Annotated in this window: 14 protein-coding genes; 12 read left to right on the top strand and 2 right to left on the bottom strand. The window is 53.1% G+C overall.

Annotation, left to right across the window (positions count from 1 at the left end):
* Nucleotides 1–123 precede the first annotated feature (123 nt).
* Genes NOS26_RS01885 through phoU form a run of 5 tightly spaced genes read left to right on the top strand, consistent with a single transcriptional unit; the run spans nucleotide 124 to nucleotide 4,247 of the window.
* Nucleotides 124–1,002 carry a phosphate ABC transporter substrate-binding protein gene (locus NOS26_RS01885; protein WP_014015080.1) on the top strand — a complete coding sequence of 293 codons (879 nt, stop codon included), beginning with the start codon at nucleotides 124–126 and terminating at the stop codon, nucleotides 1,000–1,002.
* Between the two features lie 18 nt (nucleotides 1,003–1,020).
* Nucleotides 1,021–1,944, top strand: a complete 924-nt coding sequence (gene pstC / locus NOS26_RS01880; RefSeq protein ID WP_255917197.1) for a phosphate ABC transporter permease subunit PstC — start codon at nucleotides 1,021–1,023, stop codon at nucleotides 1,942–1,944.
* A gap of 1 nt (nucleotide 1,945) precedes the next feature.
* A complete protein-coding gene (pstA, locus tag NOS26_RS01875; protein ID WP_027894724.1) occupies nucleotides 1,946–2,824 on the top strand; it encodes a phosphate ABC transporter permease PstA in 879 nt (292 codons plus the stop codon).
* Nucleotides 2,824–3,579 carry a phosphate ABC transporter ATP-binding protein PstB gene (gene pstB, locus NOS26_RS01870; protein ID WP_014015077.1) on the top strand — a complete coding sequence of 252 codons (756 nt, stop codon included), beginning with the start codon at nucleotides 2,824–2,826 and terminating at the stop codon, nucleotides 3,577–3,579. Before pstA ends, pstB begins: the two co-directional genes overlap by 1 nt.
* Before the next feature lie 17 nt (nucleotides 3,580–3,596).
* Nucleotides 3,597–4,247 carry a phosphate signaling complex protein PhoU gene (gene phoU / locus NOS26_RS01865; protein ID WP_014015076.1) on the top strand — a complete coding sequence of 217 codons (651 nt, stop codon included), beginning with the start codon at nucleotides 3,597–3,599 and terminating at the stop codon, nucleotides 4,245–4,247.
* A gap of 234 nt (nucleotides 4,248–4,481) precedes the next feature.
* Here the strand turns inward: phoU and NOS26_RS01860 are convergent, their stop codons facing one another.
* Nucleotides 4,482–5,417 (bottom strand): YitT family protein, encoded by a 936-nt coding sequence (locus tag NOS26_RS01860; RefSeq protein ID WP_022498089.1) that lies wholly within the window; start codon nucleotides 5,415–5,417, stop codon nucleotides 4,482–4,484.
* A 194-nt stretch (nucleotides 5,418–5,611) separates the two neighbouring features.
* Between NOS26_RS01860 and ispE the strand changes: the two genes are divergently transcribed.
* From ispE to NOS26_RS01830, 6 genes are all read left to right on the top strand, one after another.
* Nucleotides 5,612–6,478: a 4-(cytidine 5'-diphospho)-2-C-methyl-D-erythritol kinase gene (gene ispE / locus NOS26_RS01855; RefSeq protein ID WP_014015074.1), complete on the top strand. Its 867-nt coding sequence runs from the start codon at nucleotides 5,612–5,614 to the stop codon at nucleotides 6,476–6,478.
* 1 nt (nucleotide 6,479) lies between these two features.
* Nucleotides 6,480–7,220, top strand: a complete 741-nt coding sequence (locus NOS26_RS01850) for a GntR family transcriptional regulator (RefSeq protein WP_014015073.1) — start codon at nucleotides 6,480–6,482, stop codon at nucleotides 7,218–7,220.
* Nucleotides 7,221–7,240: 20 nt separating this feature from the next.
* The gene (locus tag NOS26_RS01845; protein ID WP_014015072.1) at nucleotides 7,241–7,402 is read left to right on the top strand and encodes a hypothetical protein; all 162 of its coding nucleotides are present in this window, start codon (nucleotides 7,241–7,243) and stop codon (nucleotides 7,400–7,402) included.
* A gap of 33 nt (nucleotides 7,403–7,435) precedes the next feature.
* Nucleotides 7,436–8,725: a nickel-dependent lactate racemase gene (gene larA, locus NOS26_RS01840; protein WP_014015071.1), complete on the top strand. Its 1,290-nt coding sequence runs from the start codon at nucleotides 7,436–7,438 to the stop codon at nucleotides 8,723–8,725.
* Between the two features lie 400 nt (nucleotides 8,726–9,125).
* Complete coding sequence (locus tag NOS26_RS01835; RefSeq protein WP_014015070.1) at nucleotides 9,126–10,526, top strand: FAD-binding oxidoreductase; 1,401 nt, start codon at nucleotides 9,126–9,128, stop codon at nucleotides 10,524–10,526.
* A gap of 270 nt (nucleotides 10,527–10,796) precedes the next feature.
* On the top strand, nucleotides 10,797–11,243 hold the full coding sequence (locus tag NOS26_RS01830) for a flavodoxin family protein (protein WP_255917196.1): 447 nt from the start codon (nucleotides 10,797–10,799) through the stop codon (nucleotides 11,241–11,243).
* Nucleotides 11,244–11,262: 19 nt separating this feature from the next.
* On the opposite strand, the gene NOS26_RS01825 is transcribed toward NOS26_RS01830, so the two are convergent.
* Entirely contained in the window at nucleotides 11,263–12,051 is a 789-nt protein-coding gene (locus NOS26_RS01825; protein ID WP_255917195.1) for a transglycosylase domain-containing protein, read from the bottom strand.
* Nucleotides 12,052–12,248: 197 nt separating this feature from the next.
* On the opposite strand from NOS26_RS01825, the gene NOS26_RS01820 reads away from it, so the two are divergent.
* The gene (locus NOS26_RS01820; RefSeq protein ID WP_014015067.1) at nucleotides 12,249–13,493 is read left to right on the top strand and encodes an argininosuccinate synthase; all 1,245 of its coding nucleotides are present in this window, start codon (nucleotides 12,249–12,251) and stop codon (nucleotides 13,491–13,493) included.
* Nucleotides 13,494–13,498 lie beyond the last annotated feature (5 nt).

Here is a 13,498-nt window from a genome sequence, read left to right as displayed (position 1 = left end):
AGCGCCTTTTTTTACAATATTTTACATTACATACATAAAGTCCTTACATCTCCTTGGTAGGATAAGACTGTATTCAGAATCAGGAACATCTCAGATTCGTTTATTCAAAGGAGAGGATTTTTTATGAAATGGAAAAAGTTAGTTCTTGTCGCCTTAGCTGCTACTATGGCCATTGGGGCTGCCGGCTGCGGAAGTCAGCAGAAAGCAGATGCCGGGAAAGGTTCGGCTGTTTCCGGCAGTATTACCGGTTCGGGTTCTTCGGCGCTGCTGCCTTTGGTCAAAGATGCAGCTGAAAAATTCAAGACGACGAATAAAGACGTAACGATCACCTTGAATGCCGGCGGTTCTGGCACGGGTCTGAAACAGGTTTCCGATGGTTCTGTCGATATGGGTAACTCCGACGTACCGGCTGAAACGAAACTGGATAAAGCCAAAGCGGAAAAATTGGAAGACCATAAAGTCTGTGTCATGACGGTCGCTACGATCATCAATAAAGACGTAGGCGTCAAGAACCTGACCCGTCAGCAGTTACAGGACGTATTCACGGCAAAAGTCACGAACTGGAAAGATGTCGGCGGCAAAGATATGCCAATCGTCCTGGTTACCCGCCCGAAGACGTCCGGTACGCGGGCCCTGTTCAAACAGTACGCTATCAACGGCGCGGAAGAAGCCGACAATAAATCCCTGGAAACGGATAACTCCGGTATCCTCATCCAGAGCGTCGCTCAGAATCCGGGCGCTATCGGCTATGTTGCACTGCCGTACCTGCTCAATAACGACACAGTCGACTCCGTTTCCATCGATGGCGTAGCACCGACCCTGGAAAATACCTATAACGGTACCTACAGCGTCTGGGGCTATGAACATATCTACACCAGCAAAGAACCGAAAGCTGCCGTCAAAGCCTTCATCGAATACATTACGGGCGCCGATTACGGCAAACGCATCGAAGAACTCGGCTATGGCGTAAGCTCGAAGATGCAGACCAAAGAAGTTCACTAATTTTACTGGAGGAACGACATGAATGCAATCGAAACGGTAGTCCAACGGGCTCACCGCAACGAGAAAGCAGCCAAAACGTTCATCACTATTTGCGGCATCGGTATGGCACTGGTGCCGCTTCTCATTGGCGCTTTTCTCTTCATTAAAGGTACAGATACGTTTTTCACCTTTGGCCACAGCGTGACGGAATTTCTCTTTTCCGGTCAGTGGAAACCGAGTGATACCGCCGAAGGCGGCGGCCAGGTCGGGGCGGCCATGTTCCTGGCCGGTTCGCTGGTCACCTGTCTCTTGTCGCTGATCATTTCCCTGCCCTTCAGCCTGGCTTCGTCCATCTATATGACGGAAATCGCGACGCCTCAGCGGCGGCGCCTCATCCAGCCGGCTATCGAATTGTTCACGGGCATCCCGTCCGTTGTCTATGGCTTCGTCGGCATGACCGTCCTCATCCCGGCCCTGCGCCACATTTTCCCCATGCCCTTTGGCTTTTCCGTCCTGGCTGCCGGCATTGTCCTGGCTATCATGATTTTCCCGACCATTACGACTATGGCTGCCGATGCCATGGCCGCCGTGCCTAAGTCCTGGCGTGAAGCGTCTTACGGCCTCGGTGCGACGCGGTGGGAAACGATTGCCCACGTCGTCCTGCCGGCAGCGAAAAGCGGTATCTTCACCGGCATTATCCTAGGCCTGGCCCGTGCTTTGGGCGAAGCCCTGGCTGTCGCCATGGTCATCGGCCAGATGAAAGTCTTCCCGACGTCCCTGTTCCTGCCGGCCAGTACGCTGACGACAACTATTTCTGCCGACATGGGCGGCGCCATGGAAGGCGGTGAATACAACGCAGCTCTGTGGACGATGGCTTTGGTCCTGTTCCTGCTGTCGTTCTTGTTCATCTTCGTCATTCATCAGATCAATGCCGCTTCCGAAGTAAAAGGGGGACGGAATTAACATGACAAGTGTGGAAACGAAAAAAAATAAAGATAAAATGATGACGGCCCTTTTTACGGCTGGCGCTGCTTTTGCCGTCATCCTGCTCATCGCCTTTGTCCTCTACGTCGTCGTCAGCGGCATCAGTGGTATGACGCCGCAGCTCTTGTCCTTCAGCCCGACGGGGTTGGGGAACATGTTCTTCAATACGATTTATCTGGTCGTCCTGGCCCTCGTCGCCAGTACCATTACGGGGATCCCGGCCGGCATTTTCCTGGCTGAATACGCCAAGAAAGGGCGCATCACTCATTGGGTCCGCATGGCTGTCGAAACCTTGGCATCCCTGCCGTCTATCGTCGTCGGCCTGTTCGGCTACCTGGTCTTCATCGTCATGACCGGTTCCCAATGGAACCTCATGGCCGGCGCCCTGGCCGTATCCATCCTGACCCTGCCTTTGGTCACGTCCGTCACCGAAGACGCCCTGCGCAACTTGCCGTCGAGCTACCGTAACGGCAGCCTGGGCCTGGGGGCCTCGCATTGGCAGACCATCTGGCATGTCCTCTTGCCGGCCTGCTTCCCGCGCATCATGACCGGCCTCATCCTGGCCGCCGGCCGTGGCTTCGGTGAAGCCGCAGCCCTGATGTTCACGGCCGGTATGTCGACGGATATCGACTGGACGAACTGGGATATTACGGCCACGTCGTGTCCCCTCAATCCCTTCCGTCCCGGCGAAACCCTGGCCCTGCACATCTGGGCCCTGCGCACGGAAGCTCTTCATGCCGATGCGGCCCAGCAGGCAGCTGCGTCGTCGGCCATCCTGATGGTCATGGTCCTCGTCTTCAGCCTGGCTGCACGCTATCTCAGCTATCGAATTGACAAGAAAATGGGAGGAAATAAATAATGTCAGAATATACCTTCGATGTCAGCCATATGGATCTCTTTTATAATGATTTCCAGGCCTTGAAAGACATCAACATGAAAATCAAGAAGAATGAAATCACGGCTCTCATCGGTCCGTCGGGCTGCGGCAAATCGACGTTCCTCAAGACCTTGAACCGTATGAACGACTGGGTCGAAGGCTGCCGGGTCACGGGCGATATCCGCTTTGAAGGCAAGGATATCTTCAAGGAAGTCGACCCCCTGGCCCTGCGCTATCGCGTCGGTATGGTCTTCCAGCAGCCGACGCCGTTCCCGAAGAGCATTTATGAAAATATCGCTTATGGTCCGCGCATCCAGGGCATCAAAGATAAGAAGCAGCTCGACGCCATCGTCGAAAAGAGCCTGCGCCAGGCTGCCTGCTGGGATGAAATGAAAGACCGCCTCAGTAAGAGCGCCCTCGGCCTCTCCGGTGGTCAGCAGCAGCGTCTCTGCATCGCCCGCACGTTAGCAGCCGATCCGTCGGTCATCCTCATGGACGAACCGACATCGGCTTTGGACCCGATTTCGACGCAGAAAATCGAAGACCTGGCCTTAGAACTGAAGGAAAAATATACGATCGTCATTGTCACACACAGCATGCAGCAAGCCCGCCGCATTTCCGATAAGACGGCATTTTTCCTCTTAGGCGAACTCATTGAATACGATAATACTTTGAATATGTTCACCAATCCGTCCAATCCCAAGACGGAAGAATACATTACCGGCCGTTTCGGTTAAGAGGAGGAAAGGCACTTATGCTGGAAATTTACGAAAAATCCGTAGCAGAATTGAAAAACGATATGATTAACTTGGGCATAAAGGTCGAACAGGCCGTCGATAATGCCTGGAAGGCGCTGGAACAGAAAGATATCGAACTGGCCCAGCGTATCTACGATGGCGATGACGTCATCGATGAACTGGTCAAGAACTGCATGAAGAAAGACTTGACCATCAGTATGATGCAGGGTCCCGTAGCGGCTGATTACCGGAGCTTGATGGCGACGTTGAAAATCCTCTCCGACTTAGAACGCATTGCCGATCATTGCGCCGACATCAGCCACTACGTCATCCATTTGGAACAGACTCATCACAACGTACCCTTGCCGCAGGGCATTAAGGAAATGTACGGCGTCATGGCCTCTATGGTCAGCGATGTCATTGATTTCTATAAAAAGCGGGGCACTTCGTCCCAGGCCAGCCTCATGCGCGATAAAGACGATATCGTCGACCAGGCCTTCAACAACCTCATGGAAACGCTGGCTGCCGAAATGACGGCCCATCCGGAAAACTCCAAGGACTACATCGACCTGGTCCTGGTCGTCAAATACATCGAACGCATGGCCGACCACGCCAACAATATCGCCGAATGGCTCATCTATCGCGATACCAACGAAATCAGATTATAATAGGCATAAAAAAAGCTGCGCAATTGATGCACAGCTTTTTTTTATGCCGTGGTTCGTGGTTCGTTGAGCCTCCCCTGCGAAGGGGAGGTGGCCCGTCAGGGTCGGAGGGGTTCTTCACCAGGCGATGTGTCAGCGAGCCCGTTTCCCAACGACGAACGATGAACGACCAACGACGAACAACGAACGGCCGCAGGCACGTTCGCCACGGCAAACGACCCACGGCGCCGCAGGCGCCTAGTATTCCGGCGGCATGTTCTTTTTCGTATGCGGCATGGAGAGGGCATCGCCGGGATACTGGTGGTATTTGACGGGCGATGTCGTGAAGCCCCGGCCTACGACTTCCGAAGCGTCGCTGATGATCATGAAGGCCTGCGGGTCGAGTTTGTTGACGATTTCCTTAACCTTGGCTACTTCCGTCAGCTTGATGACGGCGTAGATGACCCGTTTGTCCTGCATGGTGTAAGCGCCCTGGCCGTGGAGATAGGTGGCGCCGTGGCCGACGTAGCGCATGAGGACCTGGGCGATCGGCGTAGCCCGGTTGGAAATGATGATGACGCTTTTACGCTGTTTGAGGCCGATGACGACCTTGTTGGTAATGAAGGCTGCAATGTAAATGGCGACGAAGGTCAGGACGGCCCGTTCCAGGGAGAAGAGCCAGGCGGCCGCCAGGAGGATGACCAGATTGAGAATCATCGTGACCGTGCCCATTTCCAGGGAATAATATTTCTTGACGATGGCGCCGATGACGTCCAGGCCGCCGCTGTTGCCGTTGTATTTATAGATGATGCCGAAGCCGATGCCGGCCAGGATGCCGCCCGTAATGGACGAGAGCATGGCATCGTGCATGATGTTCCACGTCGACAGGAAGGCCGTTGCATCGACCAGGACCGAGAGCATGATCGTGCCGACGATGCTCAGGACCGTATAGCGGCGGCCCATGAATTTATAACAGGCAATCATGATTGGGATGTTGAGGATGAAGATACCGATGCCGACGGGCAGGCCTGTCAGGAAGTAAATCATGATGGCTACCCCGCTGAGGCCGCTGCTCAGCAAATGGAAGGGGATGAAGAAGGCATTCATGCCGATGGCGACGACCAGGCTGCCGACGAAGGACGCCAGGTAGGGGACGGCTAATTCCCAAAGCGTGTGTGAAGTCAGGGTTTTCATAATTTTTTTTCCTCCGTAATGAATGAAGAATTGTAAAGTAAAGGAAAAAACGGTATAATCATTATAGTATAATGATGAAAGTGTGCATTCAGAGAGGATGCGGAAATGGCGCAGCTCCCTGCTGTCGTCTCATTATAACATAGGAAAAATTTTAATCAATAAGACAATGCACATTTTATACACGGAGTGGAAGTATGACTAAAATAGTAGAAACAGGATACGGAAAAATTAATCTGGCCTTGGCGATAACCGGCCGTCGTTCCGATGGTTATCACGATATTGATACCGTCTTTCAATCTATCGGCCTTTGTGATACCGTGACCTTGCAGGACGCCGATGAATGGCAGCTCACTTGCTCGGTCCCGGGACTGGCCTGCGATGAAACGAATTTAGCGTACAAGGCCTGGCAAGCACTTTGTCCATATAAAAAGGACAATCAGCCAGTCGCCATCCATATCGAAAAAAATATCCCCATTGCCGCCGGCCTGGCTGGCGGCAGTACCGATTGCGCCGCTGTCCTGCGCGGCCTCAACCGCCTGTGGGGCCTGGGATTGTCTCAGGCAGACCTCTGTCATATCGGGACCGGCCTCGGTGCCGATGTACCTTTCTGCATCTGCGGCGGGACCATGCGCGGGACCGGTATCGGCGAAGAGCTGCGGGAGCTGCCGCCCCTGCCGGACTGGCCCGTCGTCATCGTCCATCCTCATGCCGCGGTACAGACGAAGAAGGCCTATGCCTTATTCGACAGCCGGGAAAGAACGAAGCCCATCGATGTTGATGCCGTAGAACGCGCCGTCTGCCGCAGTGATTTCCAGGCCCTGACGGCTTCGATGGGCAATACTTTTGAAGAACTGGTCATTCCCGATGTGCCCGAAGTCGCCCGTTGTCAGCAGCTCCTGTCCTCGTCAGGATTGCGGCCGCTCATGGCCGGCAGCGGACCGACGGTCTTTGCCCTGGTCCCGCCGGAGCGGGAAGGGGAGATACGGCGTCAGGCGGCTTCGTGGCGAGACGTCGACGCCTATGTGACAAAGGTTGTGAAACGAGTGGAAGGTGAAGCCTAGAATGATGAAAACGACAAAAAGACAGCATGCATTGGAACCGATTAAATTAGATGCTTATAAACCGCTGCGCGAAGTGGTCAGCGAAACGCTGCGCCAGGCCATCAAGGACGGCGTGCTCAAGCCGGGGGAACGGCTCATGGAAATCCAGCTGGCCGATGAGCTCGGCGTCAGCCGGACGCCGATCCGCGAGGCTATCCGCAAATTGGAACTGGAAGGCTTCGTCGTCATGGTTCCCCGGCGCGGGACGTATGTTGCAGATATTTCCTTGAAGGATATTGCCCAAGTCTTTGAAATCCGCAGTGCCCTGGAAGAACTGGCTGCCGGCCTGGCTGCCGAACGGATCACGCCGGACGAGCTGGAATACCTGGAACGGATTCTCGTCGAGATCAACGAATATATCGACAATGACGAATTTGATAAGATCGTCGATGCCGATGTCCGCTTCCACGACGTCCTCTATCACGCCAGCCGTAACCAGCGCCTCGTCGATATCCTCAACAATCTGCGCGAACAGATGCTGCGCTTCCGTTCCATTTCCATGCACTATCCGGGCCGCCTGGCCGCGACCTGGGAAGAACATCGGCAGATGGTAGAAAACATTGCCGAACACAATAGTGCCATGGCCCGGAAAGTGGCCAAGAAGCATATGGAAAATTCCGAACGGACCTTGCTGAAGGGCATCAGTAAGGATGAAGAATCGGCCCGCCGCGTTCATGAATTGTTTCCTCATAAAGGCGAATAAGGAAAGGAAGCGACCATGGGATGGGACATTTTCTCTTGAATCATTTCCGCCATGTCCACGAAAAGTCAGAACACATGGATGATTTTGAAAACTTTTTGTATATCCTGACGTACATCTTGTTCGTCTGTCTGTTCATCCGCTCCCTGGTCGCCTTGTACATGGGACGGTGGAACTTGTTCTAAAACTATTATCTTATAGTAAAGAGGGGTTTTTTTATGATGAAGACTTTTTCTCTTCCTTTTGGGAAGAGCACACAGACTGTTTCACTCGATGAAGCACACGTATTATATGACCTGCACGGCAACCATGTCGACGCCGTCGCCGATGAACAGGCTGCCATCCGCCAGGCCCTGCGCCATCCTATTGGCAGCGCGCCTTTGAAAGATGTCGTCCAGGCTGGCGATACGGTCGCCATCGTCGTCAGCGATATTACCCGCCTGGTCCATACGGCCCAGATGCTGCCCATCATCGTCGATGAATTGAACCAGGCCGGCGTCAAGGATGACCAGATTACGGTCGTCACGGCCCAGGGGACGCATCGGGCCCATACGCCGGAAGAAGATGCCATCGTCTGCGGTGCAGACATGGTCAAGCGCGTAAAGATCGTCAGCCATGACTGCCGCGATGCCTCCCAGCTGACCAAAATCGGGACGACCACCTATGGCAATGACGTCTATCTCAATTCGCACGTCGTCCAGGCCGACAAGGTCATCTTGACCGGTGCCGTGTCCTTCCATCCGATGGCCGGGTTTGGCGGCGGCCGCAAAGCCGTCCTGCCGGGCGTTGCCAGTTATGAAACGATCATGCGCAACCACGCCATGGCCTTGACGGAAACCTTCGGCGGCGGCTGTAATCCTAAATGTGAAACGAGCCTTTTGGAAGATAATCCCCTCCACGACGATATGAAGCAGGCCGCAGCCCTGCTCAATCCTTGTTTCCTGGTCAATACGGTCTTTTCGGCAGACGGCGACCTATATGAAGTCGTCGGCGGTCACTGGTACGAAGCCTGGAAAAAAGGTTGTGACGACTTGCTGCACATCGCCAGCGTACCCATCCAGGACCTGGCAGATATCACCATTGCTTCGGCTGGCGGCTATCCCAAGGACATGAACCTCTACCAGAGCATGAAAGCGCCGATGAATGCCGTCTTCGCCACCAAACCGGGCGGCACGATGATCCTGACCCTGGACTGCCCGGACATCAAGGAACCGGCCATCTTTACGGACTGGTTCTTCCGCAGCGATATGGACGCCTTTGAAAAGGACCTGCGGGCCGACTTTTCCATCCCGGCCTTCGTCGCCTTCAAATCGCACTGTATCTTCCGGTCCCTGAAAGAAGCCTACGTCGTCACGCGGCCGGAAAACTTCGACATCATCCGCCACAGCGGCCTCATCCCGGCAGCTACCCTGGAAGAAGCCTGGGAAAAGGCCCAGAAAAACTTGCCGGAAAACTATAAAGTCACCATCATGGGCCACGCCGCCGCCACCTTCCCAGTGCGTAAGTAGGGGCCGGTGGCTCGTGGCTAACGGCTAATGGTCGTAGGGGCCGTCCTGTTAAGGCGGCCCGCTTGTGGGAATCCCGTAGGTGATGGGTGGAAACATCCTGCTATCATATCCCCGGATGATTTTATCCACGATTCACAGCGGGGCGCCTTTTAGGCGACCCCCTACGGAAAAAGGCACTGTCTTCATGCGACAGTGCCTTTTTTTATTCCCTACGGTTATACGTTTTACCTTTTACATAACTTTATTGCATGGTATAAAATGACTAAACTATATATCTTTTTTTTATAATTTCCAAGACAAATGGCGCCTTGTGTACTATAATATTCATAATTCACGAGAAAAAGTTGCAATAGGTGAAATGATAGTTCCATTTTCGTTAAAAAGTAAAGGGGTTCTTACAATGAAAGAATACAATCCAGTTACCGCTGAAGTTATCGACGCATTGAAAGCTGTCGTCGGCGATAAATATGTCAAGACCGATGCAGATGTCCTGGATGTCTATAAATCGGACGAAAGCCTGGCACCGTCTTTCTGGAAGACGCCGGAAGTCGTCGTCCTGCCGGCCAATACGCAGGAAGTCTCGGAAATCATGAAGATTGCCAACCGCTTCGACGTCCCGGTCACGCCGCGCAGTGCCGGTACCAGCGTTAGCTGCGGCGCCGTCCCGGCTTATAAGGGCATCGTTCTGCTCATGGAACGGATGAACCACATCATCGAATTGAATGAAGATGGCATGTATATGACCGTCGAAGCCGGCGTCCGCACTATCGACATCCAGAATGCAGCCCACGAAAAAGGTCTGCTCTATGCCGGCGACCCCTGCAGTTCCGACAGCTGCCTCATCGGCGGCAACCTGGCTACCAACGCCGGCGGCAACAAGGCCGTCCGCTATGGTACGACGCGCCATCAGGTCTATTCCATCGAAGCCGTCCTGCCGACGGGCAAGATCGTCAACCTCGGCGCTACCTTGAAGAAGTGCTCGACCGGCTTCTGCCTGGACCAGCTCATCATCGGTTCTGAAGGGACTTTGGGTATCATCACCAAAGCGACGTTGAAACTCGTCCCCTTGCCGCCGTATAAGCTCGACGTCCTGGCTGTCTTTACCGACCTGGCCAAGGCGACGGCACTGGTACCGAAACTGATTAAAGCCGGCCTCAACCCGACGTCTGTCGAATTTATGGACAACAACTTCGTCCGCAGCGCCAGCGATTACAGCGACTTGAAACTGCCTCATTATGAAGATGGCTGCTATGACATCATCTCCATCGAAACCTTTAATGAAGATGAACTGGACGACAAGATGGAAAAGTTGGCCGCTGTCTGTGAAGAATGTGGAGCTACGGACATCGTCGAAGCCGACGACCGCGTCTGGAAAGTCCGCCGCAACTGCCTGGAAAGCACGCGTGTCTTCTCGAAAGTCGCCACGTCAGAAGATTTGGTCGTTCCGGTCACGAAAATCGCCGACTGCATCCAGACCTTGGTCAAAGAAAGCCAGAATTACGATTTCCGCGTCTTCTGCCTGGCCCATGCCGGTGATGGCAACCTCCACTTCCAGATTCTCAAATGCGATATGAGCGACGAAGACTGGGAAAAACAGTTGAAAGAATTTCGTGCCAAAGCCTATAAATACGTTTACGGCTTAGGCGGCCGCCTGTCCGGTGAACACGGCATCGGCTTGAAACGCCTGAAATACATGGAAGAATATACGGATCCGGCTGAACTGGACCTCATGAAGACCATCAAACGGGCCGTCGACCCGAAATGGATTCTCAACCCGGGCAAAGTCATTGAAGAAAACTAGATGAGTTAGTGGTTAGTGGAAGATAGCTTTAAATTTAAAAACCTTCACTAAAAACTACAAACTGCAAACTTAATACTCAAAAAGGGCTTGTCGTCGTGCGACAGGCCCTTTTTATGTTTGAAGTTCTACTTAAACGTATTACTTTAAACTATAAAGATTCAGCTTAAAATTATAAATTAGCTATTGGACAAATAACGGACTCCTGTGGTATACTATATATAGCTATAAATCGATAATTAATATCAAAATAACACAGGAGGAGATGTTTCTATGAAAGCCATCGTCGTCTATTCTTCGAAAACAGGGCGCATACAGCAGATCGCCCAGGCTATGGCGCAGGTCTTGCCGCAAGGGACGCCTTGCGTTCCCGTCGATGAGATGCCGTCTGATTTTTCCAATTATGACTGCGTATTCATGGGCTTTTGGATTGATGAGAACCAGGCAGACCCTAAGGGACAGGAAGCGTTGAAGAAAATTGCCAATGACCACGTGGCCATCTTTACTACCATGTACGACGACCCCTATTCGGACCAGGCGTCGAAACACCTGCGCAGTGCCGTAGAGCTGCTGAAGCCTGGCAGCGGTGTCGTCGGGACCTATATCATCTGGACTGATAAAGCGCGTTATATGTACGAACCGGAGGCCGGCGAGGACCTGCATCTCGATGAGGCCCAGTCCTTCGCCCAAAATATCGTGAGCCGCCTCAAGGGAAATTGACGAAAAGACCCCGGACTTCTCAGAGTCCGAGGTCTTTTTTATAGGCTTCTGCGCCTTGTTCCTGGCTGATATAGCCCTGTTCGGCCATCAAGGTCAGGACCGTTTTCTGCCGGGCTTTGGCACCTTCGTAATTTTTCAGGGGATTATAGTACGTCGGCGCCTGTACCAGGCCAGCCAGCATCGATGCCTGGGCCAGGTCCAGTTTTTCCGGCGTCGTCGTGAAATACGTACGGGCTGCATCGTCAATGCCCGTAGCGTTAGCACCGAAATAGGCTGTATTCAAATAGATTTCCAATATGTCATCTTTGCTGTAGCAATGTTCCAGTAAGAAAGCCATGACGAATTCCTGTGCCTTGCGGGCCATCGTCCGGTCCTGGGACAGGAAGACGTTCTTGACGACCTGCTGGCTGATGGTGCTGCCGCCTTCGACGGTTTCGCCCGATTCGATATTGACCAGGACGGCCCGGATGATGCCAATCGGGTCGATGGCGCCGTGGTCGTAGAAGCGGCGGTCTTCCGTAGCCACGACGGCGTGCTGCATGGGCTTGGAAATGGCGCTGATGGCCACGTAGACGGGGATTTTCTTGATTTTATTATCCATGGCTTCGTGGAAGTGCAGGTAGGGATAGACCCGGATTTCCAGCGGCCGCAGCGGCGACGGCCAGTTCCCTTGGGGTTCCTTTTCTTCTTGGAGCTTGGCAGCCGTCTCGACAGCAGGCTTGGCCGTCTTCGGCGCGTCAAAGAGCAGGTTCCAGCCGGCACAGACGGCAAAGGCCAGGGCAAAGATGGCAATGTATTTAAGTTTCATGGAATTCCTCCTACATAAACACCCTTATTATACTATACTTTGCAGGGTGAGGGAATTGACGAGGCCGTAAAAAAAGTTTGGAAATTTTTTATGCAATATACTTGCATAATATTTCAACTAGGTGTATACTATCAAACGTAGACAGAAACAAACACACATCAATCGCATTGGTTCATTCGATAGAGGAGGAAATCATCATGAGCAACACGAAAAAAGATATTAAAAAAATTGTCCTGGCTTATTCCGGCGGCCTTGATACGTCGGTCATCATTCCCTGGCTGAAAGAAAACTATCCCGGTGCCGAAGTCATCGCTGCCTGCGCCGATGTCGGCCAGCCTGACGACTTTGAAGCCATCGAAAAGAAAGCCTATGCTTCGGGCGCTTCCAAAGTCTATGTCATGGACATCAAAAAAGAATTTATGGAAGAATACGTTTGGCCGACCGTCAAAGCCGGTGCCGTTTATGAAGGAAAATACCTCTTGGGCACGTCCTTTGCTCGTCCCCTTATTTCTAAGAAACTCGTCGAAGTCGCCAAGGAAGAAGGCGCTGACGCCATCGCTCACGGCGCTACGGGCAAAGGCAATGACCAGGTCCGTTTTGAACTGACTGTCAAAGCCCTGGCTCCGGAAATGACCCTCATCGCTCCCTGGCGGATGTGGGACCTCAAATCCCGTGAAGACGAACTGAAATACGCCGAAGCCCACAACGTCCCCATCGACTATCAGTCTGAAGAAAACCCCTATCCGTACAGCATGGACTGGAACATCTGGCATTTGAGCCACGAAGGGGATGACCTGGAAAATCCGGCCAATGCTCCGAAAGACATGGTCTACATGGTCACCAAGACGCCGGAACAGGCTCCGGATGCTCCGGAATACGTCAAGATTGACTTCGAACAGGGCGTACCGGTTGCCGTCAACGGTCAGAAACTCGGCGCAGTCGAACTCATTACGACCCTCAATGAAATCGGTGCCCGCAACGGCGTCGGCATCGTCGATATCGTCGAAAACCGGCTGGTCGGCATGAAGAGCCGTGGCATCTATGAAAACCCGGGCGGTGCCATCATCATGTATGCCCACAGAGAACTGGAATATCTCTGCCTCGACCGCGACACGTACCACTATAAAGAAAATGTAGCCAATAAATTTGCCGAACTCGTCTATGACGGCAAATGGTTCTCGCCGCTTCGCGAAGCCCTGTCGGCTTTCGTCGATGAAACGCAGAAGACCGTTACCGGCCAGGTCACATTGAAACTTTATAAGGGCAACATCATCAGCGCTGGTTCTACGTCGCCGTACTCCTTGTACAATGAAGAATTTGTCACTTTCGGCGAAGACGACGTATACGATCAGACCGATGCCGAAGGCTTCATCAACCTCTTCGGCCTGCCGCTCAAGATGCGGGCCCTCATGAAACAGCACGTAGAAAAACAGGGTAAATAAGGAGC

Origin of the sequence: Megasphaera sp. SC8-1 (genome assembly GCF_024436295.1) — a bacterium.
Lineage (GTDB): Bacteria > Bacillota > Negativicutes > Veillonellales > Megasphaeraceae > Megasphaera > Megasphaera elsdenii.
Note: the sequence above shows the minus strand (reverse complement) of the source record. Positions and strands in the feature narration are given on the sequence as shown.